At 44.7% G+C, this 26,298-nt stretch carries 22 protein-coding genes, 1 rRNA gene and 1 other annotated feature; of the genes, 12 read left to right on the forward strand and 11 right to left on the reverse strand.

Annotated elements, in window-relative coordinates:
* The 4 genes from R7Z50_RS16220 to rluD form a co-directional block, all read right to left on the reverse strand.
* A 16S ribosomal RNA gene (locus tag R7Z50_RS16220) occupies positions 1–75 on the reverse strand; the annotation flags it as partial.
* Between the two features lie 522 nt (positions 76–597).
* Complete coding sequence (gene clpB / locus R7Z50_RS16225) at positions 598–3,171, reverse strand: ATP-dependent chaperone ClpB (protein WP_005381873.1); 2,574 nt, start codon at positions 3,169–3,171, stop codon at positions 598–600.
* Positions 3,172–3,315: 144 nt separating this feature from the next.
* Complete coding sequence (gene pgeF, locus R7Z50_RS16230) at positions 3,316–4,044, reverse strand: peptidoglycan editing factor PgeF (RefSeq protein WP_318149152.1); 729 nt, start codon at positions 4,042–4,044, stop codon at positions 3,316–3,318.
* Position 4,045: 1 nt separating this feature from the next.
* Positions 4,046–5,023, reverse strand: a complete 978-nt coding sequence (gene rluD / locus R7Z50_RS16235) for a 23S rRNA pseudouridine(1911/1915/1917) synthase RluD (protein ID WP_005381875.1) — start codon at positions 5,021–5,023, stop codon at positions 4,046–4,048.
* Positions 5,024–5,159: 136 nt separating this feature from the next.
* On the opposite strand from rluD, the gene R7Z50_RS16240 reads away from it, so the two are divergent.
* The 5 genes from R7Z50_RS16240 (at position 5,160) to yjjX (ending at position 10,149) form a co-directional block, all read left to right on the forward strand.
* A complete protein-coding gene (locus R7Z50_RS16240) occupies positions 5,160–5,888 on the forward strand; it encodes an outer membrane protein assembly factor BamD (protein ID WP_318149153.1) in 729 nt (242 codons plus the stop codon).
* 148 nt (positions 5,889–6,036) lie between these two features.
* On the forward strand, positions 6,037–7,518 hold the full coding sequence (locus R7Z50_RS16245) for a lytic transglycosylase F (RefSeq protein WP_309473959.1): 1,482 nt from the start codon (positions 6,037–6,039) through the stop codon (positions 7,516–7,518).
* 325 nt (positions 7,519–7,843) lie between these two features.
* The gene (gene hpf / locus R7Z50_RS16250; RefSeq protein ID WP_005381889.1) at positions 7,844–8,170 is read left to right on the forward strand and encodes a ribosome hibernation-promoting factor, HPF/YfiA family; all 327 of its coding nucleotides are present in this window, start codon (positions 7,844–7,846) and stop codon (positions 8,168–8,170) included.
* A 108-nt stretch (positions 8,171–8,278) separates the two neighbouring features.
* Positions 8,279–8,400 (forward strand) — a sequence feature (Phe leader region).
* Between the two features lie 12 nt (positions 8,401–8,412).
* Positions 8,413–9,591: a prephenate dehydratase gene (gene pheA / locus R7Z50_RS16255; RefSeq protein WP_017636154.1), complete on the forward strand. Its 1,179-nt coding sequence runs from the start codon at positions 8,413–8,415 to the stop codon at positions 9,589–9,591.
* 24 nt (positions 9,592–9,615) lie between these two features.
* Positions 9,616–10,149, forward strand: coding sequence for an inosine/xanthosine triphosphatase (gene yjjX / locus R7Z50_RS16260; RefSeq protein ID WP_318149154.1), 534 nt, complete (start codon positions 9,616–9,618; stop codon positions 10,147–10,149).
* A gap of 110 nt (positions 10,150–10,259) precedes the next feature.
* Here the strand turns inward: yjjX and trpR are convergent, their stop codons facing one another.
* Both trpR and R7Z50_RS16270 read right to left on the reverse strand, forming a co-directional pair.
* The gene (gene trpR / locus R7Z50_RS16265; protein ID WP_005381892.1) at positions 10,260–10,568 is read right to left on the reverse strand and encodes a trp operon repressor; all 309 of its coding nucleotides are present in this window, start codon (positions 10,566–10,568) and stop codon (positions 10,260–10,262) included.
* A gap of 13 nt (positions 10,569–10,581) precedes the next feature.
* Positions 10,582–12,528 (reverse strand): transglycosylase SLT domain-containing protein, encoded by a 1,947-nt coding sequence (locus R7Z50_RS16270; protein ID WP_372434380.1) that lies wholly within the window; start codon positions 12,526–12,528, stop codon positions 10,582–10,584.
* A gap of 364 nt (positions 12,529–12,892) precedes the next feature.
* Between R7Z50_RS16270 and ettA the strand changes: the two genes are divergently transcribed.
* The 3 genes from ettA (at position 12,893) to R7Z50_RS16285 (ending at position 16,191) form a co-directional block, all read left to right on the forward strand.
* Positions 12,893–14,560, forward strand: a complete 1,668-nt coding sequence (ettA, locus tag R7Z50_RS16275) for an energy-dependent translational throttle protein EttA (RefSeq protein ID WP_005381894.1) — start codon at positions 12,893–12,895, stop codon at positions 14,558–14,560.
* Between the two features lie 230 nt (positions 14,561–14,790).
* Complete coding sequence (locus R7Z50_RS16280; protein WP_065274196.1) at positions 14,791–15,150, forward strand: PilZ domain-containing protein; 360 nt, start codon at positions 14,791–14,793, stop codon at positions 15,148–15,150.
* A gap of 39 nt (positions 15,151–15,189) precedes the next feature.
* On the forward strand, positions 15,190–16,191 hold the full coding sequence (locus R7Z50_RS16285; RefSeq protein ID WP_005381900.1) for a M23 family metallopeptidase: 1,002 nt from the start codon (positions 15,190–15,192) through the stop codon (positions 16,189–16,191).
* 77 nt (positions 16,192–16,268) lie between these two features.
* Here R7Z50_RS16285 and tyrA read toward each other — a convergent pair whose 3' ends face one another.
* The 3 genes from tyrA to nagZ all read right to left on the reverse strand — a co-directional run bounded on the left by tyrA (position 16,269) and on the right by nagZ (position 19,685).
* Positions 16,269–17,396: a bifunctional chorismate mutase/prephenate dehydrogenase gene (gene tyrA, locus R7Z50_RS16290; RefSeq protein ID WP_005381901.1), complete on the reverse strand. Its 1,128-nt coding sequence runs from the start codon at positions 17,394–17,396 to the stop codon at positions 16,269–16,271.
* A 21-nt stretch (positions 17,397–17,417) separates the two neighbouring features.
* Complete coding sequence (locus tag R7Z50_RS16295; protein ID WP_005381904.1) at positions 17,418–18,494, reverse strand: 3-deoxy-7-phosphoheptulonate synthase; 1,077 nt, start codon at positions 18,492–18,494, stop codon at positions 17,418–17,420.
* Positions 18,495–18,701: 207 nt separating this feature from the next.
* On the reverse strand, positions 18,702–19,685 hold the full coding sequence (nagZ, locus tag R7Z50_RS16300) for a beta-N-acetylhexosaminidase (RefSeq protein WP_005381905.1): 984 nt from the start codon (positions 19,683–19,685) through the stop codon (positions 18,702–18,704).
* A 99-nt stretch (positions 19,686–19,784) separates the two neighbouring features.
* On the opposite strand from nagZ, the gene R7Z50_RS16305 reads away from it, so the two are divergent.
* Positions 19,785–20,897: an anhydro-N-acetylmuramic acid kinase gene (locus R7Z50_RS16305; protein WP_033906112.1), complete on the forward strand. Its 1,113-nt coding sequence runs from the start codon at positions 19,785–19,787 to the stop codon at positions 20,895–20,897.
* Between the two features lie 36 nt (positions 20,898–20,933).
* Positions 20,934–21,863, forward strand: a complete 930-nt coding sequence (gene murQ / locus R7Z50_RS16310) for an N-acetylmuramic acid 6-phosphate etherase (protein WP_318149155.1) — start codon at positions 20,934–20,936, stop codon at positions 21,861–21,863.
* Positions 21,864–21,914: 51 nt separating this feature from the next.
* Here the strand turns inward: murQ and R7Z50_RS16315 are convergent, their stop codons facing one another.
* Both R7Z50_RS16315 and R7Z50_RS16320 read right to left on the reverse strand, forming a co-directional pair.
* Positions 21,915–22,187, reverse strand: coding sequence for a hypothetical protein (locus tag R7Z50_RS16315; RefSeq protein WP_053306896.1), 273 nt, complete (start codon positions 22,185–22,187; stop codon positions 21,915–21,917).
* A 114-nt stretch (positions 22,188–22,301) separates the two neighbouring features.
* The gene (locus R7Z50_RS16320) at positions 22,302–22,643 is read right to left on the reverse strand and encodes a DUF2799 domain-containing protein (RefSeq protein ID WP_005381912.1); all 342 of its coding nucleotides are present in this window, start codon (positions 22,641–22,643) and stop codon (positions 22,302–22,304) included.
* A 280-nt stretch (positions 22,644–22,923) separates the two neighbouring features.
* On the opposite strand from R7Z50_RS16320, the gene R7Z50_RS16325 reads away from it, so the two are divergent.
* Complete coding sequence (locus R7Z50_RS16325; protein ID WP_005381914.1) at positions 22,924–24,408, forward strand: carbon starvation protein A; 1,485 nt, start codon at positions 22,924–22,926, stop codon at positions 24,406–24,408.
* Positions 24,409–24,601: 193 nt separating this feature from the next.
* Positions 24,602–26,272, forward strand: a complete 1,671-nt coding sequence (locus R7Z50_RS16330; RefSeq protein ID WP_005381915.1) for a sensor histidine kinase — start codon at positions 24,602–24,604, stop codon at positions 26,270–26,272.
* Positions 26,273–26,298: the final 26 nt, after the last annotated feature.

A 26,298-nucleotide genomic window follows, 5' to 3' on the forward strand; every position in this document is an offset into this window, starting at 1 on the left:
TCGTTTCCGCTCGACTTGCATGTGTTAGGCCTGCCGCCAGCGTTCAATCTGAGCCATGATCAAACTCTTCAATTTAAGATTTTGTTCGGCTCAATGAATACTGAACATTCCTTTCGCTAATAAATAGCAGAAGTAATGTTTGAATTGACTGTGCTGAATCTTTCGATTCAATGGTCACTTCGTATCATTGAAACCTAATTTGAAGCCTAAGCTTCTAATTGGATTATCATCAACGAGTGCCCACACAGATTGATAGGTCTATATTTTTAAAGAGCACACTTCGAAGTTCTCTTCAAAGCGGACGGCTATTTTAGCTAGATAACTTATCGTGTCAAACACTTTTTTAAGTTATTTATCTGCGAGTTAATTTTAACTCACTAACCGTAGTTGTTTAGGTTCCGCTTCACTTGCTTTCCCGTGACAACGGAGGCGCATTATAGGGAGTTCATTAAAGAACACAAGTGCATTTTTTAAAAAAACTCACCTTTTTAGTTTATTCGTATAGAAAACAGACAAAAGACTCTAAAAAACTATAGAAAAGGGGCCAAACGGCCCCTTTAGTGTGATTTTTATCTCAATTTTACTGTATCCATACAATTATTGATGAGCACAAATTTGGTCATTAGTAACAATTAGCTGCACTGTCTTGTCTGGAACGATTTCACCAGAAAGAATTGATTTGGCTAACGGGTTCTCGACATTCTGCTGAATTGCACGTTTTAAAGGACGCGCACCATACACAGGATCGAAACCAACTTGAGCGATCAAGTCGAGTGCTTTGTCGGAAACTTCTAGTTGATAGCCTTTCTCCTCTAGTCGTTTCGCCAAACGTTCCAATTGAATAGAAGCAATGGACTTAATGTGCTCTTGACCAAGTGGATGGAACACCACGATTTCGTCAACACGGTTCAAGAACTCTGGGCGGAAGTGTTTGCTAACCACATCCATCACTTCACTCTTGATACCTTGATAGTCTAATGTTGCGAAATTCTCTTGGATACGAGATGAACCCAAGTTAGATGTCATGATCACAACCGTATTACGGAAGTCAACAGTACGACCTTGACCATCCGTTAAACGCCCATCATCGAGAACTTGCAGCAGAATGTTAAATACATCCGGATGCGCTTTCTCTACTTCGTCTAACAAAATTACCGAATACGGCTTGCGACGAACCGCTTCAGTTAAGTAACCACCCTCTTCATATCCGACATAGCCTGGAGGCGCACCCACCAATCTTGCCACTGAGTGTTTCTCCATGAACTCAGACATATCGATACGGACCATCGCATCTTCACTGTCGAACATAAAGCTCGCAAGTGTCTTACAAAGCTCTGTTTTACCCACACCAGTTGGACCTAAGAATAAGAAGGAGCCAATTGGTCGGTTTGGATCAGAAAGCCCAGCTCGACTACGACGAATGGCATTCGATACAACAGAGACCGCTTCGCTTTGCCCTACCACACGATTATGCAGCACGTCTTCCATACGAAGTAGTTTCTCTTTTTCCGCTTCTAGCATCTTGGATACCGGAATGCCGGTTTGCTTAGAAAGTACTTCTGCAATCTCGTTGTCGGTTACTTTATTACGCAATAGCGTCATTTCCTGCATTTCAGCTTGGGTTGCAAGATCTAACTGCTTCTCAAGTTCAGGAATACGACCATATTGAAGCTCCGACATACGGTTTAGATCGCCAGCACGGCGAGCAAACTCCATGTCCATACGAGCTTGTTCAAGCTCAGACTTAATATGTTGAGTGCCAGAAAGAGCTGCTTTTTCTGTATTCCAAACCTCTTCTAGTTCAGCGTACTCACGTTCTTTTTCATTGAGTTCTTCATTAAGCGCTTTCAAACGCTTTTCACTCGCTTCATCGTGCTCGTTACTTAGTGCTTGTTGCTCAATTTTGAGTTGGATGATTTTACGCTCAAGCTTATCCAAGGACTCTGGCTTAGAGTCAATTTGTAAACGAATGCTTGAAGCCGCTTCGTCAATCAAGTCAATCGCTTTATCCGGCAACTGACGGTCGGAGACATAGCGATGTGACAAACTCGCCGCAGCAACAATCGCTGGGTCGGTAATTTCGACGTGATGATGAAGCTCATAACGCTCCTTCAAGCCACGTAAAATCGCCACGGTATCCTCAACGGTCGGCTCATCCACCAGCACTTTTTGGAAACGACGTTCTAATGCTGCATCTTTTTCGATGTACTGACGATATTCATCCAATGTTGTTGCGCCAACACAGTGCAGCTCACCACGAGCTAATGCCGGTTTTAGCATGTTGCCCGCATCCATTGAGCCTTCACCTTTACCAGCACCGACCATAGTGTGTAGTTCATCAATGAAGAGGATGACGTTGCCTTCTTCTTTAGCAAGTTCATTCAATACTGATTTTAAACGCTCTTCAAATTCCCCACGGTATTTCGCGCCAGCAACCAGTGCGCCCATATCCAGTGATAGCACACGGCGACCACGCAGACCTTCAGGTACTTCATTGTTAACTATGCGCTGCGCTAAGCCTTCAACAATTGCTGTCTTACCTACGCCTGGTTCACCGATAATCACAGGGTTGTTTTTAGTACGACGCTGCAATACCTGGATAGTACGACGGATTTCATCATCACGGCCGATAACCGGATCCAATTTACCTTGCTCTGCACGTTCGGTAAGGTCTATGGTGAACTTTTCCAATGCTTGACGAAGCTCTTCTGCATTCGGATCATTGACCTTTTGACCACCTCTGATCTTTTCGATTGCCTGGCTGACTTTTTGCTCTGTTAAGCCGATCTCTTTGAGCAATTGCCCCAATGGTCCGCGATCTTCTAAAGCGGCAAGCAGGAAGACTTCAGACGAGATATAGGAGTCTTGACGCTTTTGCGCCACTTTGTCACACAGGTTAAACAATGTGCCCATCGAGCTAGAGAGCTGAACATCCCCACCGATGCCACTGACTTTTGGTAATCGATCTAACATTTCACTCAATTTAGAGCGTAAATGCGTTACGTCCACATCCAGCATAGTAAGCAATGGACGAATTGGACTGCCATTTTGATCAAGCAAAGCCACCATGAGGTGAACTGGCTCGATATATTGATGATCGCGCCCTAACGCTAGTGATTGAGCATCAGAGATAGCGATTTGAAACTTACTTGTGAATCGATCAAGACGCATATCTACCTTCCTAACCTCAACTAAAGGAAATTCTTTTGACAGTTAGAAAGATGGATACTCGGGTGGGGAATTTCAAGGGAGTGAATGAATAAAGATAGCTTTGCAAAAATAGTAGTATGCATCTTAGCACTTTGGTGCTTATAGCTAGTCTTCGATCCAAATAAAGGTTGCTTGTCGACCAGTCTTACCATCACGGCGATAAGAGTAAAAAGAGGCTTTATCTTGGTAAGTACAAAGTCCAGAATCAAACACTTGTGTCACACCAGCCCGGTTTAGACGTTGCGTTGCCAGCACCGACATGTCAGCAAACCATTTACCGTCGATATCGCGTGGAGCAAATGCTTGATTCGCCTGTGAATCAAAATCAAAAAAAGCTTGCAGAACATCTTCACCCACTTCGAAGGCTTGAGGGCCAATGGCGGGGCCAAGCCACGCTATCACTTCACCAGAAAACAACGCTAACGCATTTTCGACAATGCCATTTGCTAAGCCGCGCCAACCTGCGTGAACAGCGGCTACTTGCGTACCTTGTGTATTAGTCAATAATACAGGTAAACAATCGGCGGTCATCGCTGAACAAACAACATGGCTTGAAGAAGTAAATACACCATCCGCATCAAGCACCTGTGTTGTTGGTTCATTTGCTTGAGCCACAATGGTTGAATGCGTTTGGTTTAACCAGACTGGCGCATTTGGCATGTTTGCCTGTTGCGCCAACCAAACTCGGTTCTTCTCTACTAAAGACAGATCATCCCCAACGTGAGTACCTAAATTTAGCCCTTGGTAAGGGCCTGTCGAAAAGCCGCCTATGCGTGTTGAGGCGAAAGCTTTGACATTTTTAGGCGCTGGCCAATTCGGAATGATCGTCTTCATATTAGAATTCTTCCGGTAAGCCGTGCTCTTCTGTATCTTGACGAAGCGCTTCAGTCATCACAACCATGTCATCAGGCACTGGAGCATGAAACTCAAGAACTTCGCCCGTAATTGGGTGCTCAAAGCGCAGCATTACTGCGTGCAATGCTTGGCGATCGAAACCCCGGATCATTGCCGTTAGCTCTTCAGACGCACCTGTCGGGATGCGAGCACGTCCACCATATGCAATATCACCGAGCAGCGGATGCTGAAGGTAAGACATGTGCACACGAATCTGGTGCGTACGACCCGTTTCTAGACGCAAGCGAATACGCGTGTGTTCGCGGAAGCGTTCAGCAACACGGTAGTGCGTTACGGCTGGTTTGCCCATTGGTGCCACCGCCATAAGCGTGCGCTTAGTAGAGTGACGACCAATAGGTTGATCCACTTTACCGCCCGCAGTCATACGACCAATAGCGATCGCTTCGTACTCACGAGTAATATTACGTTTTTGCAGTGCGCGAACCAGACGAGTTTGTGCAGGAACGGTTTTCGCCACCACCATCAAACCCGTGGTGTCTTTATCCAAACGGTGCACGATACCTGCACGAGGTACTTCTGCAATATCAGGGTAATGATGCAACAACGCATTAAGCACAGTGCCATCAGGCGTACCAGCGCCCGGATGAACCACAAAGTCACGAGGTTTGTTGATAACGATAATATCTTCATCTTCATAGACGATATCTAGCGGGATATCTTGCGCTTCCCAGCGTTCTTCATCTTCTAACTCGGCTTGCAATGTAATTTCCTCGCCACCCATTACTTTGGTACGAGGTTTAGTGACAACTTCACCATCAACTTGAACTTTCCCATCAAGCAGCCACTCTTTTAGGCGCGAGCGAGAGAAGTCCGCGAATAATTCGGCGATAGCTTGGTCTAAACGTTGACCTAACTGGCTATCTTTTACGGTATTTGTTAATACAATCTGCTGAGCCATATCGAACTTTTTTAAAAACTGTGAGACTAATGCTCACGACTGTGAAAAAATAGACTATTACGTCATTGTATCTGTTACTGGAAAGAAAGTAACGGCAGCTTAAGAAATATTTAGATTCAAGGAACAGACTCCTGATATGAAACGTCAGACTTTAACAGGCCTTTTAGCGGTATCCCTTCTGTTTGGATGTACAAGCAAAGAAGAAATCGTTCCTGATGTGCCGCCTTCGGAACTGTATGCAGACGCACAGATTTCTCTTCAAAGTGGTAATTGGCTTTCTGCAATTGAGAAACTGGAAGCATTAGACTCACGTTACCCATTCGGTGCCTACTCAGAACAGGTGCAGCTTGACCTAATCTATGCGTACTACAAAAACGACGACCTTGCTTTGGGCTTGGCAACCATTTCTCGCTTTATGCGTTTAAACCCAACCCATGAAAAGATGGACTGGGTGCTGTACATGCGAGGTCTAAGCCACATGGCGCAAGATCGTAACTTTATGCATGATTTATTCAGCGTAGATCGAAGCGATCGCGATCCTGAACCGGTAAAAAAAGCGTTTGATGACTTCAAAAAACTACTTCAACGCTACCCGAATAGCCCATATGCACAAGATTCACAAAAACGTATGGTTGCGCTGAAAAACCGTCTAGCGAACTATGATTTAGCGACTGCTGACTTCTACCTTCGCCGTGAAGCTTGGGTCGCTGCTATTAATCGCAGCCAAGAGCTACAAAAAGCGTATCCAGACACAGAAGCTGCACGTAAGTCACTGACTATCCAGCTAGAGGCCTACAAGCAACTTGGTTTGGAAGACGCCGTAGCAAGAACTGAAAAGCTTATCGAGCTCAACCCTGTGAAGTAATTGAACTTGCTTTAAACTGAACCGCCACCGTTTTTACCGTGGCGGTTTTTTATTACTCTCAATAGTGTATTCAGCCCTTTCTTGATGATCTTCCTAGCTCCACATATGCTTAAAGTTCTCCTCCCCCCTTTATAAAAAGGATGTGAACGTGACGATATCTAAGCTTTGCGCAGTTATGCTGCTCCTATTGTCTGCTTCCGTTTGCGCACTGCAAATCTCGCCGCTCAAACAGCCTCCTTATACCGGAGACCTCGATGTCATCAAGGAGAAGAATGTACTGCGCGTCTTAGTTTCTGCTGATTTAGGCTTTTACTACATTGAGGGCGGCACACCAAAAGGCATAGGCGCGGAATTGCTGGCGCATTTCGAAAAAGACCTTCGTAAACTCAAACCAAAGCTTAACGTACAAATTATTCCTGTTGCCCGCGACCAGCTACTGCCAGCCTTAGAAAACGGTTCAGGTGACTTAGTTGTCGCCAACCTGACTATTACCGACACGCGCAAACAGAAAGTGGAGTTCAGTTCACCCATTCTCACTGACATTCAAGAGTGGGTAGTGACAAACAAAAGCACACCAACGATGACGAAAATCGAACAACTGAGCGGCAAAGAGATTTGGGTGCGCGCCAGTTCTAGCTACTTTGAAAGCATTCAGACACTAAATAAGAAACTAAACAAAAAAGGCTTACCGCCTGTTATCGTGCACTTTATTGAAGAAACACTTCAAGATTATGAGCTGGTCGGAATGCTCAACAATGGTTACGTCAAAGCCATTGTTCTCGATAGCCATAAAGCCAAGCTTTGGCTGAAAGTGATGGATGATATTCGGGTGCACAAAAAAATCCCTATCCGCAAAAATGGCAAAATTGCTTGGGCAATGCGAGAAAATAGTCCCAAATTAAAAGCCGTCGTGAATAAGTTCATCCAGAAGTCTCGCTCTGGGACACTACTCGGTAACGTTATTTACGGTAAATACATCGATAACACGGGATGGTTGAACAGAGCTCTTAACCCTAAGAAAATTGCTCAACTAGAAAAACTCGCGGCGCTATTTTCACGCTATGGTGAGAAATACGATATCGACTATTTACTGATCGCAGCAATCGCTTACAAGGAATCAGGATTTAATAACGACCTAGTTGGAAGTCGAGGTGCCGTTGGTATAATGCAAGTCCTACCCAGCACCGCTCAAGATCCGAATATCAATATCAAAAATGTTCGACAATTAGAAAACAACATTCATGCTGGAGTGAAATACTTAGCTTTTTTGCGTAAGCAGTACTTCAGTGATCCTGATATTACTGCACAAAATAAACTCTACTTTACATTGGCGGCTTACAATGCGGGCCCCGGCAATGTAGAGCGTATTCGTAAGCGTGCAGCCCAACAAGGTTACGATCCTAATGTTTGGTTTAATAACGTGGAAGTCGTTATGCGGAAAAGTTTAAGCTCAACGGTTGGGTACGTCACAAGCATTAATCGCTACTACATAATATACAAACAACTAGAAAGTTTGGACCAAGTCAAAAGTCTAGAAAGGGTTTCACTAGCCCCAAAAGACCCCATTTTCATGATACCGCTACGAAAAGTCAGCCAAATGCCAGACAGTAAAAAGCCGCTTGTACAGTAAGCGGCTTTTTAAATGGATTCATTGGAGAGACTCAGTGATCGTCATCACACCTTACGTGTAGTTAAATTTTAACCACCTCAAATATTAGGCCGTAAAACTTCCCTAAAAACGAGGCCGTTTTCAGCTGAGTACTCTATCCAATCTACGGATTTACTAACCGATAACAAGCAATTTCACGATAAATCTCAGAAGTTCTTGAGTGAGATCACATTCATTTTTCATCATAAAAAACCCGAGCAAAATAATGATCTGAATCACATTTTTTTATGTTTAAAGCGGTAATCTGAACTCAACCCACGAGGGATGCAACAGAGGAAAAACACTTATGACAATGAATATCACTGGCAAAAACATCGAAATCACCTCTGCAATCCGAGCTCATATTGAGAGCAAATTTAAAAAACTGGAGAAATGGCAAGTAGACCTAATTGGTTGCCAAGCAACTTTCAGTGAGGAACCAAACAAACAGAAGAAATTCGAAGCGGTTATCAAAGTTCCTAAAGGCCAGCTCATTGCCTCAGCAACTCACGAAGATCTTTACGCAGCTATCAACGAAGTGGAGCAAAAACTAGAACGACAATTGAACAAGCTGACCCACAAACCTGAAGCTCGACGTGCAAGTAAGCCTGAGCTAGTGGAAGAAGAAGAGTAAACTGAACAGATTGAGGAAATAGCGCCGAAAGGCGCTATTTTTTTGCTTGACGCTCCCCCCAGCCTTGCTTATTGTGTTTAAACACTCATAAATTAAGCACTATTTATGCATTTAACCTCACTGTTTATTTTTGACTTCTTTTTCCTCCCATAGTTGGAGGGGCAAACTCGTTTGTGAAAGAAAAGTCAAAAACAAACAGAAAGCCTCCCAAATCGGGAGGCTTTTTTATAAGGAAAGAATTGATGACTGACCAACCTATTTCCCTCGAAGAAATTCGTTTACGCTTGAATGAGTTGGATGACCAACTTCTCAGCTTATTGTCTGAGCGCCGTAAACTCAGCATTGAAGTAGCCAAAAGCAAAGTACAAACCTCAAAGCCTGTTCGCGACGCCGTCCGTGAACAGCAATTATTGGTCAAGCTGATTTCTAATGGCCAAGATAAATACGAACTTGACGCGCAGTACATCACCAAACTTTTCCATACCATCATTGAAGACTCAGTTCTGCTTCAACAAAGTTATCTGCAAAATCTCGTTAACCCACAGCAAAGCCGTAAGCCACTTGCTCGCGTCGCATTTTTAGGAGCCAAAGGCTCTTATTCGCACTTGGCAAGTCGCGAATACTTCAGTCGTAAAAATACGGAGCTTATCGAGCTCAACTGCGAGCACTTTAAAGAAGTGACTCAAACGGTTGAATCTGGCCATGCTGATTATGGCGTTCTGCCAATCGAAAACACCAGCTCAGGCTCTATTAATGAAGTGTATGACTTACTACAACACACGACGCTTTACATCGTTGGAGAGCTAACTCAACCAATCGAACACTGCTTGGTTGCGAAAAAAGACATTCGTCTGGAAGATATTAAAACGCTGTATTCTCACCCTCAGCCACACCAACAGTGCAGTGAGTTTTTAAGCCGTATGAAAGGAGTAAAGCTGGAGTCCTGCGCGAGCACAGCAGATGCAATGCAGAAAGTCCAAGAGATGGATCGTGATGATGTAGCTGCAATTGGTAATGCATCAAGCGGTAAGCTATATGGCTTGCAAGCAATTCAAGGCAACATCGCAAACCAAACCGAAAACCATACTCGCTTTATCGTGGTTGCTCGTAAACCGGTTGAAGTTTCTACTCAGATTCCAGCAAAAACCACATTGATCATGTCGACCTCCCAAGAGGCAGGTTCATTGGTTGAAACACTATTAGTGCTGCAACGTTACGGCATCAATATGACCAAGCTAGAATCACGCCCAATTATGGGGAACCCGTGGGAAGAGATGTTCTACGTAGACTTGACATCACATCTTGCTTCGACAGAAATGCAACAGGCACTTGAAGAGCTAACAAAAATCACTAAGCACTTGAAAGTATTAGGCTGTTACCCGAGTGAGAACGTAAAGCCTACGCAAGTAAAATTGAGTTAATAGACACCAGTGAGTAAAAAGATCATGGCAACCCAAAAAGTCGTAATCGCATCGCTAAACCCAGCCAAAATTAATGCAGTTCAAAGTGCATTTCGTAATGCATTTCCGCATCAAGAATTCAACTTCGTTGGCATCAGTGTACCGAGTGAGGTCGCAGATCAGCCCATGACGAATGAAGAAACTCATCGTGGTGCGCTAAACCGCATTAAAAACGCAAAAGTAGAGATGCCAAACGCGGATTACTATGTCGGTCTCGAAGCGGGAATTGAAGCAAACGTGACGTTTGCTTGGATGGTGGTTGAATCAGAGACTCACCGCGGTGAATCTCGTTCTGCAAGCTTAATGTTGCCGCCAAAAGTCTTGGAAAAACTCAAGGATGCGAATGAATTGGGAGATGTAATGGACGAAGTGTTTGGTACTGATAATATCAAACAGAAAGGTGGCGCTATTAGCCTGCTAACCCAAAACCAGCTAACTCGAAGCTCAGTCTATCACCAAGCCTTGATTCTGGCTTTAATTCCATTCACAAACCCTGAGCATTTTCCTTCAAATTTATAACACTCAGCCTAGTCTCTAGATACGCAAAAGGGCGGATATTTCCGCCCTTTGTAATACGTTATCTTAGTCACTTGTAACACCAAGGCCTAAAAGCAAATTGGATATACTGTCTACTTAGATACCGCAACTTGTTCTAACAAGACTTTCAACTTGTCTTTTTCTTCATCAGATTTCGACTTTAGTTCGTTAGAGCCACGAGTAATGGTGGCAATGCCCACACCAAGCATCTGACTGATCTGACGTTGAGATAATTCTCCTTTAAGAAGTTCGTTAATTATATTAACGCGTGATATTAATGACTCTCTCTCATCACGTGACATCAGCATAGTTAACAGCATGTCATCTTGCTGGGTGCCCATACTTGTTCGAATTAGCTCAATAATCTGTTGCCAGTCTTTGTACTCGGGTTCGTGCGACATCAAGTTACCTCACTCAATACTTGGTATTGATCTCATGTTGATTCAAGAACGCGCCATCGATACCCAAAAGATCACGATAGTATGTTTCAAACATCAAGATGTTTTGTACATAACCGCGCGTCTCTTTAAATGGAATTGCCTCAATAAAGGCATAAGCATCCACTTTTCCTTGGGTACGCTCTCGCCACGTTTTTACTCTGTTAGGACCTGCATTATAAGCAGCAAGAGCAAAAATACGATTATTATCGTAATCCTCTAATAAACCTTGCAAATAATGGCTACCAATTTCGATATTTTTTCCTACATTGTAGAGATCCTGCGTACCTTGATAACTCAACTTATATTTACGTGCCGTGTACTTCGCCGTCGCAGGCATGATCTGCATAAGACCACGAGCGCCAACTGGAGAGCGGGCTTCAACATCTAACGCACTTTCCTGTCGAGCGAGAGACATCATCGTGACGGGATCAATGTTGTGCTTTTTCGCATAAAAGTTAAACCACCAGCGGTGTGCTATTGGGAACCTAAGTTCGATATTATCCCACATCTGCGCTTGAATACTCGCGGTCACCGTTAGGTGATGCCAACGTTTAAATGATGCATAAGCCGCCAACATCGCCTTTTCATCTTTTCCTACGCGGCGCAGTAAGTGTGCCCATTCACTCTTCGCTGCTGCGATTTTATCCGTCGCGATCAACTCTTCGATACGAGCTAACGAGTCTTGATAGGGTTGAACAACTTTCTTATCCAACTTAACCGTATGCGTTGGGTATTTGATTGATTGTCCGATTGCATTGGCGGCAGCCACACTGTAGAAGTTTCGTTGCCCAAGCAGAGTTGCTAAACGCTGTTTCCCCGCGATGTCATCACCTAACGCTATTTCACTTCTTCCAAGCCAATATTGCCAGCGTAGCGTGGCTTGTTCTTCTTTATTTAGAACAGCAATCCACTCTTGTACGCCTTTCCAATCTGCATTTTGAATCGCTAAGCGGATGCGCGTTTCAATCAACGGTAAGTACTGACTGGTTTTCGTTTTATCATCGCGCCATTTAGCTAATGACTCAGACTCCGTACGAGTCAATCGAAATGCAATATAGTCGGCAAGTTCTTGCGCTTTTTCTGGAGAAAACTTCTGTCCTTTAATGACGGCATCGTACGCACCTTGTGCTTGGCTAGTGTTCATACGAGCCAACTTTTCTAACGCATATTCACTTTGCGCTCGATTAAAATCATTCGCAGGTTTTTTCTTCGCGAATTCCGCAACACTTGCAGGATTATCAAACAACGCTTTCATTTCTTTGGCTTGTTGCTTTGCCTGCGCAGATTTAGGCAGTTTGAGCAAGTAACTCATCAAACCGCCATTACGAGCATCAAACGCCAGTAACATACGCTGTAAAATCAGTTCATCGGTACGCTCACCCGCCTTGTCCCATGCCGCAAATAATGGGTCACACTCATCAGCAATGCTGATGCCACGTAACCACATATGTTCAGCCCCTTTAAACGCCGCGACTTTCTTGCCTTGCTTTAACTGAGCAACGTAGAAAATACATTGGTAACGCTCACCACTAGGAATGACTTTTTGAAACTCAGTAATAGTTTTCCAATCTTTTTGCTTATAAAGATGATTGAGGTATGGAGCGCGAACTCGACGAGAAAATGGAAAAGACTCGTGCTCAGAAATAAACTCGTTTACCTGTTGTGGTGACTTTTCCGGTAACTGTCTAATAAAAGTGCGGTAATCCACATAAGGCGTTAGTGGATAGTTAGAAATTTTAGGACGAATTGAAAGGTATCCATCGATGTCATTTTTATCTAATAAATCTTGAGCTTGCTCATATACTTCGCGCTGCTTTTCCAAACTCAGCGCGGCATTAGCACTCAAACTCATAGCACACAACGCGGCGGCGCAGCATACGTTTTTAGCCAATTCAGATACGTTGAATCTCATTTGTGTCATTTTCCCCAGACATATACTGCCCTAAAGCCTAGTTTTGTTAGAGTTCATGTGATGTTAAGGCAATTTTCACACATGCATCTATTTACACAGAATGCAGATGTCCATGTAAAGCAACTTAGTGTATTAAAAATTGTACTCGTCAAACTTTTAAGACGATGGAGACAAAGCGTTTCTAACTCGCATAGAAAACACTTCGTCATTCTTAACGAATAACAAAAGTGTATACCCTAACCGTGTAAGTTTCCGGTCAGCTCAAAATAAGAAATCCATTCGTTAGGGAAATTCTTGCAATGCGGTAACAAAAACAAAGCACTTGGTATAAAATGATGGGTTTGAATGACAGTTAATTTAGGAACGATCGGCAATGGCTGAATACGTATATACCATGTCGCGGGTGAGCAAAATTGTGCCACCTAAGCGTCAAATTCTTAAAGACATCTCTCTGAGCTTCTTCCCTGGTGCGAAAATCGGTGTTTTAGGTCTGAACGGTGCAGGTAAATCCACACTGCTACGTATCATGGCAGGTATCGACACGGATATCGACGGTGAAGCGCGTCCACAACCTGGTCTAAACGTAGGTTACCTACCTCAGGAACCAGTATTAGACGAATCAAAAACCGTTCGTGAAGTTGTTGAAGAAGCGGTTGCTGACGTTGCTGACGCTCTGAAACGTTTGGACGCAGTCTACGCAGCATACGCTGAACCAGATGCAGACTTCGACGCACTTGCAAAAGAGCAAGGCGAGCTAGAAGCCCTTATCCAAGCGAAAGATGGTCATAACCTAGAAAATGCGCTTGAGCGTGCAGCAAACGCACTACGTTTACCTGAATGGGACCAAAAAATTGCGCACCTATCAGGTGGTGAACGCCGCCGTGTGGCTATTTGTCGCTTGCTACTTTCTAAGCCAGACATGCTATTGCTTGATGAACCTACCAACCACCTAGATGCAGAATCAGTTGCTTGGCTAGAGCGCTTCTTAGTGGATTACACAGGTACCGTAGTAGCCATCACCCACGACCGTTACTTCCTAGATAACGCTGCGGGCTGGATCTTAGAACTGGACCGTGGTGAAGGTATCCCATGGGAAGGCAACTACACCTCATGGCTGGAGCAAAAAGACGCTCGTCTACAACAAGAAGCCTCCCAAGAGAGTGCTCGCCAAAAGACTATCGAGAAAGAGCTTGAGTGGGTACGTAAAAACCCTAAAGGTCGTCAAGCGAAGTCAAAAGCACGTATGGCTCGCTTTGAAGAGCTACAAAGCTCTGATCACCAAAAACGTAATGAAACCAACGAACTGTTTATCCCACCTGGTGAGCGTCTAGGTGATAAGGTTATTGAAGTGAAGAACCTAACTAAGTCATTTGACGGTCGTGTTCTGATTGATGACCTGTCATTCAGCATCCCTAAAGGTGCGATTGTTGGTATCATCGGTGCGAACGGCGCAGGTAAATCGACGCTATTCAAGATGTTAAGTGGTACTGAACAACCAGACTCGGGCACAATTGAGATGGGCGATACAGTAAAACTGGCATCGGTCGATCAGTTCCGTGACAGCATGGACGATTCTAAAACCGTATTCCAAGAGATCTCTGAAGGTGCTGATATCATTAAGATCAACAACTTCGAAATCCCAGCTCGCGCATACTGTTCACGCTTTAACTTTAAAGGCAGTGACCAACAGAAGATTATTGGTGAACTATCGGGTGGTGAGCGTAACCGTGTCCACCTTGCGAAGCTGCTTAAAGCGGGCGGTAACGTGTTGCTACTCGACGAACCAACCAACGACCTTGACGTTGAAACACTGCGTGCTCTAGAAGAAGCATTACTAGAGTTCCCTGGTTGTGCAATGGTTATCTCGCACGACCGTTGGTTCCTTGACCGTATCGCAACCCACATCATTGACTACCGTGACGAAGGCCAAGTTAACTTCTACGAAGGTAACTACACAGAGTACATGGATTGGTTGAAGAAAACATTGGGTCCTGAAGCCGCAGAACCACACCGTATCAAATACAAGCGTATTGCGAAGTAATCGCAACCCACAAAGTTTGATTGTAATTTGTACAAAGGCCGCTATCATAGCGGCCTTTGTTTTCTTTGTTATAAAAAGAGCTCATTAGCCCGTCTCGTTCGTTAAGAACATGACATTGCACTTACGTCACTCTGTAGCGACTTCGACACTTTTCAAACAACAATCGAACATTTTTTGTTCGTATTGATATACTATTCAATTCTGTTTGACGACCTGACGAGAATATTCATATGACAGAGAGACGACGCTTTTCACGTATTCTCCATCAAGCTCCAGCTAAGATAGAACAACGTGACTTGGCAATTGAAGCTAGGATTCAAGATCTTTCCTTGCATGGTTTACTCATGAAAGTGGAAGAGACTGAGGCTTTGGATCCAACCCTTCCAGTCCATGTGACTTTTTCATTTGATCAATCCGAACAAGTGATTACGTTAAAAGCGCAAATTGTGAATGTCTCTAAGTGTGAGGTTAGGTTGAAGATCGCTAAGATAGACATCGAAAGCATTAGCCAACTAAAACGATTTATAGAATTGAATGTAGGCAATAACGACCTTCTGAATCGAGAGTTAGAGCACCTCTCTGGTTTTTAGGAGAAAAATAAATGAACGCCTATTTAAGTAACAATAACTATGTCTAAAAAAATCATCATGCAGATCCCGACGAAAGACGGCGATCAGCAGTTCTATTTGGGCCGCAGTTCGGTCCTAGCAGTATTTGCTTCAGTATTGGCATTACCCGCCGTCGTTGGTGGCGCGTGGTACCTTAATCAGCAGCAGATGCACAATAAAGACGAACTAACACAAATCATCGCCAAACTGGAAAGTGAAAAGGCCGAAGTGACGGCTCTTTACGAAGAGCAGCTTGATACCAATCATTCGCTTTCCCAATCTTTGACGGACAAAAACAATCAAATTCAGCTATTGGGCAAACGGGTATTCGACGTTGAATCGGTTTTAGGTCTCGCAGACGAAGAGTTGATGATCGATGAGAACAGCATGGGGTTAGAGGAGCGAATTGACGCAGCCGCTATCGATTCTGCTGTTCGCGCGACGATGTTCCGTTTGATACCAAATGACAGTCCAGTCACATACCAACGTATTTCTTCTTCTTACGGCAGTCGTATTAATCCGATTTCAGGTAAGAGGCATGTTCATACTGGTATCGATCTGACTTGTAAAAGAGGAGAAGAGATCCTGGCACCGGCTGACGGTGTGGTGGAAACCGTTCGCCCGAGCAATCGTGGTTATGGTAACTATGTCACCATTCGTCACTCATTTGGCTTTATGAGCTCCTTTGCTCATCTACAACGCTTCAAAGTGAAAAGCGGTCAGTTTGTTAGTAAAGGCGACATCATTGCTCAATGCGGTAACTCTGGCAACTCCACAGGGCCACACTTGCACTATGAAGTACGCTTCCTCGGACGAGCACTCAACCCTCAATACTTAATGGAGTGGACACCAGAAAACTTCAATGACGTCTTTGAAAAAGAGAAAAAAGTGAAATGGGGACCTTTGGTTCAATTGATTGATAACGTTGTACGCCTACAAGTCAATTTAACCAATTCACCCTATCGCGATACCAGTATCAACACAGTATCAAGTGAAGATACGAGTAATACTGCGACGAACTGATTTGTCCATCAACACGAAAAAGAGCAGCTTACGCTGCTCTTTTTGTTTCGGACTCTGCACGGCTAAATGACCCGTGATTAGCCGCGATGAATATTATCATTCGCCTGTTTGAGTAAGTTTTGGCTCTCATTCATAAATTGTTGAGAATAAGTACCAAACCAATCACTCACCTGCTTAAAGCTTTCGATGAATCGCGCTTTGTCTCTGCTATCCAGAATCGCTACCGCATCACCTAAACGCTGATGGAATCGCTTGATCATATCGATATTCTCTTGAGAAGAGAAAATGATATCACCGTACAAGTTCGGATCCTGACCAAACAGTCGTCCCACCATCGCCAATTCAAGGCGGTAGATTGGCGAGCTTAACTTCAACAACTGATCGATGTTCGGGTTCTCTTTGCTAAGGTGCATACCGTAAGCAAACGAAGTGAAGTGGCGCAACGCCTGAATCAACGTCATGCCATGATCATGCTCTTGTGCATCGATTTGGCACAAGCTTGCGCCCCAAATTCCAAACTGTTGCAATAGCCATTGGTAATGCTCGTGACCACGACCATCACAGTACACAATAACCTGCTTGGCAAGGCTCGGAACATCTGGGCCAAACATTGGGTGTAAACCAACTACAGGACCTTGGTGCACATTCAACATTGCTTGCAGAGGCTTCGACTTGATAGAAGTCAGGTCACACAGAATGCAGTCTTGCGGCAAGTTCCCCAGTTTTTCGATCACCCCTTCCGTTAGATGAATCGGCACCGTGACCACGACTAAACCCGCGTTGTCTAGAATCTCATCCGCATGATCCCAGTCTTTACTGCCGAGAACTTTGACCTGGTAGCCCGACAATTTGAACATACGCCCAAACAGGCCACCCAATTGACCATTACCACCAATAATAACAACTGAGCGTAAATCAGGGTTCAAACACTTAAAACCGGAATCTTTCTCGCTGGCATAAGACTCACGCATTGTTCGACGCAGAATATCTTCAATAAGCTGTGGAGGAATTCCCATTTTTTCAGCTTCAGCGCGACGAGAAGCTAACATCGCCGCTTCGCGGTCTGGAGCATAAATTGGCAAACCATGTTCGCTTTTTACTTCCCCAACTTTCTCTACGAGCGCTAAACGCTGAGCCAATAGCTCCAACATTTGCTTGTCGACTGCATCAATCTGATCGCGTAATGCGTTAAGTTCAACTGCCATTGATGTTCCTTAAATCCTGTATTAATTAGCCTTTAGACGATTTTCTAAGAAAGGCACTAGCTCTTCATGTGCATGACGTAATAGTGCCTCAGTTGAATCCCAATTGATACATGCGTCAGTGATAGATACACCGTATTTCATCTCTTCAAGAGCTAAGTCAGAAGATTGATTTCCTTCATTGATATGGCTTTCAATCATAAGACCGATAATAGATTTATTGCCTTCACGGATTTGATGAATCACATCCTCCGCGACTAATGGCTGGCGACGGTAATCTTTACGTGAGTTGGCGTGACTGCAATCCACCATTAATGAAGCATCAAGACCAGATTTCGCCATCTCTTGCTCACACTCAGTGACTGATACCGAATCGTAGTTAGTTTGCTTGCCGCCACGTAAGATCACATGTCCATTAGCATTGCCCTGGGTGGTCAACAGTGCGACTTGTCCCTCACGGTTAATTCCCATAAAACGGTGGCTAGAGGACGCAGCTTGCATCGCGTTAATTGCGGTTGCCAAACTGCCATCGGTGCCATTCTTAAAACCGATTGGCATAGACAGGCCGCTTGCCATTTCACGGTGAGTTTGTGACTCCGTCGTACGAGCACCGATGGCTGCCCAGCTAAAAGTATCCGCCAAGTATTGTGGGCTAATTGGGTCTAGAGCCTCAGTCGCGAGCGGGATTTCCATCTCTGCCAACTCCACCAGAAGTTCGCGTCCAACATGCAGACCGTGTTCAATATCGAAACTGCCGTCTAGGTGTGGGTCATTGATCAGGCCTTTCCAGCCGACCGTGGTGCGCGGCTTCTCAAAGTAAACACGCATAACAATATACAGTTGGTCACTTAGTTGTTCAGAGAGTGCTTTAAGTCGCTTTGCGTAATCCTTCGCCGCTTCTACGTCGTGGATAGAACATGGACCGCATACAACAAGCAGGCGGTGATCCTTCTTGTGAATAATATTAGCGATAGTTTGACGAGACTCTTGAATAAAGCGACGTGCTTTTTCACTCAAAGGAAGCTTGGTTTTTAGTTCCTCCGGAGTAATAAGAACCTGTTCTTCGATAATATTAATATTGCTCAACTCACTTTTCTGCATAACTCTAACCTGTATATTTATTTTTACACCCAACCAAACCTTTGGTGAGACAACTAAGCTTTAACGACAAGATAACAGTCTAAAAAAGAAAAACAAGCGTACAGAATAAAAAACATTTAGTGTAAATTTAAGCTTACAGTCAAATGAAAAGCCAAAGTATAATTAACTTTGGCTTCTCATCGCTGTTTTGAATCTTTTACAAGAGGTTTAGCTAGTCAAGCGTTTCATCGCTTCACTCGCCGCTTTCCACTCTTGAGATAGCTTAAGTTCGCTTGGAGAAAATGACTGTTTTTTCAGTAATCCATCCGCGAGTGGCACGGTTGAAACCGGTAAGTTGTCTAATACCTCAACGTGCGCTTCTCGTTTATTACACATTAACAACATATCGCAACCAGCTCTCAATGCTTGAGCACCTCGCTCGGCTGGGCTGCCCATAATCGCAGCGCCTTCCATGGTCAAATCATCCGAAAAAACCAAACCTTTAAAACCCAATTGCTGACGCAGGACCTGTTTTAACCAGTATTCAGAACCGCTGGCTGGTTGAGCATCATAATGTGGGAAAATCACGTGAGCAGGCATCATGGCATCTAAAATACCGGCATCAATTTGCGCTTTGAAGATCGCCATATCTTGTTCAAAAATATCACTGCGCTCGTCGTATGGTGTTTCTAGATGTGAGTCTGCAATCACGCCACCATGTCCAGGGAAGTGCTTGCCTGTCGTTGCCATGCCAACACTCTTCATTCCCTGCATATATGCAGTGCTATAGCGAAGAATGGTGTCGGCATCTTCACCGAATGCGCGGTTACCGATCGCTTTACATTGATGGCCTTGGTCAAGTACCGGGGCAAAGCTTAAATCAATATCATGGGCAATCAGCTCTGCTGCCATTAACCAACCGCCCATACGAGCAAGCTCTTCACCATTTTGATGTTTAGCGTACTCATCAGCAGCAGGAATTAATGAGAAACCTTCACGAAAGCGCTGCACTCGGCCGCCTTCTTGATCCACACCGATCAAAAACGGGCGCTTAGCCGCCTTTCGGATGGATTGAGTAAGTGCTTGAAGCTGTTCGCTATCATGATAGTTGCGAGCAAATAGAATTAAGCCACCAACCGTAGGATGCTCCAAGATTTCTTTGTCTTCAGCGGTCAGTTCATACCCCGCAACGTCAACCCATAACGGTCCCATGTTTTCTCCTCAAAATCGGCTGAATATCTCGTATTCGATGAGGTTATTCGCTTCAGATTTGCTTTACAATAAGTGAATGAAGAATTGACGAGATCGGCTATGAAATTTAACGAACTGTACATTGGTGTGATGTCTGGAACGAGTATGGATGGCGTTGATACCGCTCTAGTTGAAATAAGCGATGAGCATGTTCGTCTGATTGCGCACGACGACTACCCAATGCCCGCAGCGCTAAAAGACATGCTGTTATCTGTTTGTACCGGTCAAGCAACAAATTTAAAAACCATAGGTGAACTTGACCACCAGCTCGGCCACCTATTTGCAGATGCTGTGTTACAGCTACTCAATAAGTCTGGCTACGTCGCAGAGCAAATTCGTGCGATTGGTAATCACGGTCAAACAGTGTTCCATCAGCCTACCGGAAACTTGCCGTTTACCACTCAATTGGGCGATGCAAACATTATCGCAGTCAAGACAGGCATTGATACGGTAGCGGATTTTCGTCGTAAAGACATGGCGCTAGGTGGACAAGGTGCCCCACTCGTCCCTGCTTTCCATAAAAGCATTTTTGCGATGCAGGATTCCACAATTGTGGTGCTTAACATTGGAGGCATTGCCAATATCTCGGTACTGCATCCAGAACAACCAGTCATTGGCTATGACACAGGCCCGGGCAATATGTTGATGGACGCATGGTGTGCGCTGCATACTGGGCAAAGCTTCGACGAAGATGCACAATTTGCACTTAAAGGAACGGTAAACGCTACTTTGTTGACTCAATTACTCAAAGAAGCTTACCTCGCCATGCCTGCCCCTAAAAGTACCGGGCGAGAACTGTTCAATATTGACTGGCTGCATCAACAACTGGCCCATCACAATTTACCAATCGAAGACGTACAACGTACACTTTGCGAGTATTCTGCAATTACCATTGCCAACGAAGTCGACAAGTTTTCTCATGGCATCACACCTCAACTATTGGTCTGTGGCGGTGGAGCAAGAAACCCACTTTTGATGCAGCGACTAGCTAAGTTATTGCCACAATGGAGCGTTGCGACAACGGCAGAAAAAGGCGTTGATGGCGACTACATGGAAGCAATGGCGTTTGCTTGGCTTGCGCAGCGCCATATTCACGGCCTCCCTAGCAACTTACCGGAAGTTACGGGGGCAAGTCGTCTCGCTTCACTGGGTGTACTCTATTCAAAAAATTAAGGGCAATAGATCCTAAACAAAAAGGCTTAATTCATTATGACGAACGATGCACTTATCGCAGCTTTATCCCATCTGGTATCTGAAGGGCGAAACCCAGACACCATGGACATCGACTTGCTGCCTTCTCTCGATATTGTTCAACGCATCAACCAACAGGACAAACTCGTTCCTCTTGCCGTTGAAAAAGTGTTGCCTGAGATCGCTGAAGCCGTTGATAAGATCACGGAAGCATTTAAGGTCGGAGGTCGGTTGTTTTACATCGGTGCGGGTACCAGTGGTCGACTTGGCGTTTTGGACGCTTCAGAATGCCCACCAACTTTTGGCACAGATCCAGAGATGGTCGTTGGTATTATTGCCGGTGGAAAAGAGGCAATGTTCCGTGCAAAAGAAGGGGCGGAGGACGACCCTACATTAGGCGAGCAAGATCTTAAAGAGAATACGCTAACACAACGCGATGTCGTCGTTGGTATTGCGGCAAGTGGACGAACACCTTACGTGATTGGTGGCTTAGAGTATGCGAACGAGCTTGGTGCCACCACTGTAGCACTATCTTGTAACCCTGACTCTCCGATTGCAGATATTGCTGATATTGCGATTAGCCCCGTTGTTGGACCTGAAGCGTTAACGGGATCCACTCGCTTAAAATCAGGGACAGCACAAAAACTCGTAATGAACATGCTCACTACCGCAAGCATGATTCGCCTGGGCAAAAGTTATCAGAACTTAATGGTAGATGTGAAAGCGACGAATGCAAAGCTAGTTGCAAGAGCGGCTCGTATTGTTATGCAAGCAACAGATTGTACTAACCAAGAGGCTAAAACGGCGCTCAAAGAAACGGACTACGACGCCAAGTTAGCGATTTTGATGATTTTAACCGGGCTGGATAGAGAAAGCGCGACTGAGCAACTGAACGCCAAGCAAGGATATTTAAGAAAAGTCGTGATCGCGCAAACTAATCAATCTTAATCAATAAAGCGCCTCACTTATTTAAAAGTCAGGCGCCTTTTATGGCTTAATTTAGTAGTTCAATCGTTCAATGTGAGTAATACCGACTTTACCTTCAAGGTCACTGAACATATGAACCATTGCTGGGTATGGTTGTGCTCCAGGGTAGACAACTTCTGCATTACAGAAAAACGCATAGTTTTGTCCGGCTACGACTTGAGTAGCCACAACCAAAGGGGAGTATTTGACACAGACAAACCCCTCGATACCTTTAGCAAATACTTCTTTATTCTCTGCTGTGAGTTCATGAAATGGACTCCAGCCACCAGCCATTTGCGTTGACATAATGTGATTCCTTTTTTTCTGTGCTCACTATCAAGAAATATGAGCACAGTTTAATAAGGAAGATTTTGCCACATTTATGTGATGCAGACAGTGTAACAACGGCTTTATTGACTATTAATTTGAGTATTCATTCCAACCACGTTGCCATTCCATGCGGAATTTTTGCGCTTGCTCAGTACCTTCACAAACCCCTTCGTAATACTGACCAGATAACCCCATTTGATACGCAAAAGCAGGATTACAGTACTCACGTAAACCTTCTAAATAACCTTGGTCGTAGTCACTTTGCTTAACACTACCCAACTCACGAAGCTCGCTCATCGTGCGCGATGTGTGTCCGGTTATGCCATCTTGATATCCGATCTGATGCCAATCTCCCGACTTGGCAAGATCTGCTGTCGTTGCTGTGCATCCTGCAAGTAAAGCCAGTGCCAGACCTACCGTTACCTTTTTCATGGTTCTTCCTTAAGTAATTGTTTTCAAAAATAAGCTTACCACTAATTATTGGCGCTTGCCGCTGAGCTTGCAGATTTAACCACTGATGACTCAAATCAGCCGCTCAAGACTGTCATCAACCTTTCGCCATTTTTAAAAACCGCTCAAGCAGCATATCGACCACTCAGTGCTCTATTCGACCACTCATCTACTAACCGAATGCATTTAACACAAGTGACGCATAACATGCATCCTGAGATTAAAAAATTACCCTACCCAACTAAGACCAAGGACAATTGCTATGATGTGGTTTCTAACCTGTGTCGCAGCCCTAATCGGCGGATACTTCATCTACGGCGCTTTCGTCGAGAAGATTTTCGGCATCAATGAAAAACGCCAAACGCCAGCTCACACCAAATCGGACGGTGTTGACTTCGTTCCAATGTCAACAAAGAAAGTTTACCTAGTTCAACTACTTAACATCGCAGGTGTTGGTCCAATTTTTGGCCCGATCATGGGGGCACTATACGGTCCTGCGGCGATGCTTTGGATTGTAGTCGGTTGTATTTTTGCTGGTGCAGTACACGATTACTTCTCAGGCATGCTTTCAGTGCGTAACGGCGGTGCATCTGTACCTACCATTACAGGTCGCTACCTAGGTAATGGCGCAAAACACTTTATGAATATTTTTGCCATTGTCCTATTGCTTCTAGTTGGCGTAGTGTTCGTTTCAGCCCCTGCTGGCATGATTACTAACCTCATCAATGATCAAACAAGCTTGAGCGTAAGCATGACTACAATGGTTATTGCTATTTTTGCTTACTACATCATTGCGACGATTGTTCCTGTCGATAAAATCATTGGTCGTTTCTACCCACTGTTTGGCGCCCTACTTATCTTTATGTCTGTTGGCCTAATGACAGCCGTTGCTTTCTCTAGCGAACACACAGTAATGGGTGACTTCCAAGTTTCGGACATGTTCTCTAACCTCAACCCAAATGACATGCCGTTATGGCCTGCATTGTTCATCACTATCGCATGTGGCGCTATCTCTGGCTTCCACGCAACTCAGTCTCCACTGATGGCGCGTTGTATGGAAAATGAGAAAAACGGTCGCTTCGTATTCTACGGTGCAATGATTGGTGAAGGTGTTATCGCGCTAATTTGGTGTGCTATCGCTCTGTCTTTCTTCGGCTCTCTAGACGCTCTATCAGAAGCTGTGAAAAACGGTGGCCCTGGTAACGTGGTATACAGCGCATCATTTGGTCTGCTAGGTGTGTTCGGTGGTATCCTTGCGTTCCTGGGTGTGGTTATCCTACCAATTACGTCTGGCGATACAGCGTTCCGTTCAAGCCGCTTGATCCTTGCTGAATACTTCAACATGGAACAAAAAACGCTACGTAACCGTCTACTGATGGCACTTCCACTGTTCGTTATCGGCGGTATCTTAACTCAAGTAGACTTCGGCATTATCTGGCGCTACTTCGGTTTTGCAAACCAAACAACAGCGGTAATGATGCTTTGGACTGCGTCCGCTTACCTACTGCGTCACAACAAGCTGCACTGGATTACCACTATCCCAGCTATCTTCATGACCACGGTATGTGTCACGTTCATCTTAAACAACAGCTCGCTAGGTTTTGGTCTGCCAATGCAACTATCAACTATCGTAGGTATTGTGTTTGCCCTAGCTGTGACAGGTTACGTTATCAAAACCTCTAAGGGTAAAGGTGAAACTGAACTGGCTGACGAAGAGAAACCACAAGCCGTATCAGAAACAGCGTAATACTCGTCACATCTGAGTGACTAAGATAGGAGCCTGCCAATTGCAGGCTCTTTTTGTTTTATACCCAAGTCACTTTAAGACTCAGAAAGCACAGCGCAGCATCATTTACTTAGCTGTTCTTATCTATCTGAGCCAAGCATCTTGAGGTTACTTAGGTATACAATAACAACATTGATTCTAGGTTAGGTTCACTATGGAACTGGTCATCTCCCTTTTACAACAGATGTGTGTGTACTTAGTTTTGGCTTACATGCTAAGTAAAACGCCAATCATCTTACCTTTGCTGAGTATTTCTTCGCGCTTAAGCCACCGCCTAATTTGTTACGTACTCTTCTCTGGCTTTTGTATTCTCGGCACCTATTTCGGTCTGCACATCAACGATGCTATTGCCAATACTCGTGCGATCGGCGCAGTTATGGGCGGGCTGTTTGGTGGACCTGTTGTAGGTTTCGCCGTCGGATTTACTGGTGGCATCCATCGATACTCTCTTGGTGGCTTTACTGACCTAGCCTGCGCAATTTCAACCACCGCCGAGGGCGTAATTGGTGGCTTGCTCCACGTTTACCTTATCAAGCGAAATAAAGGCGCATTGCTGTTTAATCCAAGCGTCGTATTCAGCGTCACGTTTGTTGCAGAAGTGGTGCAAATGATTTTGCTGCTCGCCGTCGCGAAACCTTTTGATCAAGCCTATGAACTGGTGTCCGCTATTGCAGCGCCTATGATCATCGCGAACTCATTTGGTGCAGCGTTGTTCATGAGTATCCTGCAAGACAGAAAAGCAATCTTTGAAAAGTTTTCTGCGACGTTTTCGCGTCGAGCGCTCACCATTGCAGATCGCTCAGTGGGAATTCTAAGCAACGGCTTCAACACCGAAAACGCAGAGAAAATCGCACGTATTATTTACGAAGAAACCAAAGTGGGCGCTGTCGCGATTACTGACCAAGAAAAGATCTTGGCGTTTGTGGGCATTGGCGATGATCACCATAAACCGAACACGCCGATTTCATCGCAAAGCACATTAGACTCCATGGAGAAAAACGACATCATTTATCTTGATGGTGCGGAGCGTCCATACCAATGCTCCATTGCAAAAGATTGCAAGCTCGGATCTGCGCTGATCATCCCACTGCGTGCAGGGAAAGAGGTCATTGGTACCATAAAGCTGTATGAACCGAAGCGTAAATTGTTCTCGACGGCCAACATGTCGATGGCGGAAGGAATAGCCCAGCTTCTATCTAGCCAAATCCTTTATGGCGATTACCAACAACAACAAGCCTTACTCGCCCAAGCAGAAATAAAATTGCTTCACGCTCAGGTGAATCCACACTTTTTGTTTAATGCACTCAATACTATTAGTGCGATTACTCGTCGTGACCCTGACAAAGCGCGCGAGCTAATCCAAAATTTATCGCACTTCTTCCGCAGCAATTTAAAGCAGAACATTAATACCGTGACGCTAAAGGAAGAGCTTGCACATGTGAACTCGTACTTGAGCATCGAAAAAGCGCGTTTTACGGACCGCTTAGAGGTTGAAATCGATATTCAACCTGAATTGCTGGACATCAAATTACCAAGCTTTACACTCCAGCCTTTGGTTGAGAACGCCATTAAGCATGGCATTTCAAACATGCTTGAAGGTGGTAAAGTTCATATATACAGCGAAGCACACCCACAAGGTCACTTGATTACCGTCGAAGACAACGCAGGCAGTTTTGAACCGCCAAAAGAAAACCACTCAGGGCTAGGTTTAGAAATTGTCGACAAACGTCTCACTAATCAATTTGGACGTGATGCAGCGCTAAAAATTACGTGCGAGCCACATCAATTTACTAAAATGAGCTTTATCATTCCCCCAAAATCATAAAAGCACGCTGAAGCAATAAAGGTAAT

It is taken from the genome of Vibrio sp. 1249-1 (assembly GCF_033340495.1).

Bases quoted from the DNA above. Each gene is read 5' to 3' on its own strand.
- yjjX (WP_318149154.1), top strand. From the start codon at position 9,616: ATGGCAACCCAAAAAGTCGTAATCGCATCGCTAAACCCAGCCAAAATT.
- pheA (WP_017636154.1), top strand. From the start codon at position 8,413: ATGACTGACCAACCTATTTCCCTCGAAGAAATTCGTTTACGCTTGAAT.
- pgeF (WP_318149152.1), bottom strand. From the start codon at position 4,044: ATGAAGACGATCATTCCGAATTGGCCAGCGCCTAAAAATGTCAAAGCT.
- hpf (WP_005381889.1), top strand. From the start codon at position 7,844: ATGACAATGAATATCACTGGCAAAAACATCGAAATCACCTCTGCAATC.
- tyrA (WP_005381901.1), bottom strand. From the start codon at position 17,396: ATGGCAGTTGAACTTAACGCATTACGCGATCAGATTGATGCAGTCGAC.
- rluD (WP_005381875.1), bottom strand. From the start codon at position 5,023: ATGGCTCAGCAGATTGTATTAACAAATACCGTAAAAGATAGCCAGTTA.
- R7Z50_RS16305 (WP_033906112.1), top strand. From the start codon at position 19,785: ATGAAATTTAACGAACTGTACATTGGTGTGATGTCTGGAACGAGTATG.
- clpB (WP_005381873.1), bottom strand. From the start codon at position 3,171: ATGCGTCTTGATCGATTCACAAGTAAGTTTCAAATCGCTATCTCTGAT.
- R7Z50_RS16315 (WP_053306896.1), bottom strand. From the start codon at position 22,187: ATGTCAACGCAAATGGCTGGTGGCTGGAGTCCATTTCATGAACTCACA.
- R7Z50_RS16270 (WP_372434380.1), bottom strand. From the start codon at position 12,528: ATGACACAAATGAGATTCAACGTATCTGAATTGGCTAAAAACGTATGC.
- R7Z50_RS16280 (WP_065274196.1), top strand. From the start codon at position 14,791: ATGACAGAGAGACGACGCTTTTCACGTATTCTCCATCAAGCTCCAGCT.
- trpR (WP_005381892.1), bottom strand. From the start codon at position 10,568: ATGTCGCACGAACCCGAGTACAAAGACTGGCAACAGATTATTGAGCTA.
- murQ (WP_318149155.1), top strand. From the start codon at position 20,934: ATGACGAACGATGCACTTATCGCAGCTTTATCCCATCTGGTATCTGAA.
- ettA (WP_005381894.1), top strand. From the start codon at position 12,893: ATGGCTGAATACGTATATACCATGTCGCGGGTGAGCAAAATTGTGCCA.
- R7Z50_RS16330 (WP_005381915.1), top strand. From the start codon at position 24,602: ATGGAACTGGTCATCTCCCTTTTACAACAGATGTGTGTGTACTTAGTT.
- R7Z50_RS16285 (WP_005381900.1), top strand. From the start codon at position 15,190: ATGTCTAAAAAAATCATCATGCAGATCCCGACGAAAGACGGCGATCAG.
- R7Z50_RS16240 (WP_318149153.1), top strand. From the start codon at position 5,160: ATGAAACGTCAGACTTTAACAGGCCTTTTAGCGGTATCCCTTCTGTTT.
- nagZ (WP_005381905.1), bottom strand. From the start codon at position 19,685: ATGGGACCGTTATGGGTTGACGTTGCGGGGTATGAACTGACCGCTGAA.
- R7Z50_RS16325 (WP_005381914.1), top strand. From the start codon at position 22,924: ATGATGTGGTTTCTAACCTGTGTCGCAGCCCTAATCGGCGGATACTTC.
- R7Z50_RS16320 (WP_005381912.1), bottom strand. From the start codon at position 22,643: ATGAAAAAGGTAACGGTAGGTCTGGCACTGGCTTTACTTGCAGGATGC.
- R7Z50_RS16295 (WP_005381904.1), bottom strand. From the start codon at position 18,494: ATGCAGAAAAGTGAGTTGAGCAATATTAATATTATCGAAGAACAGGTT.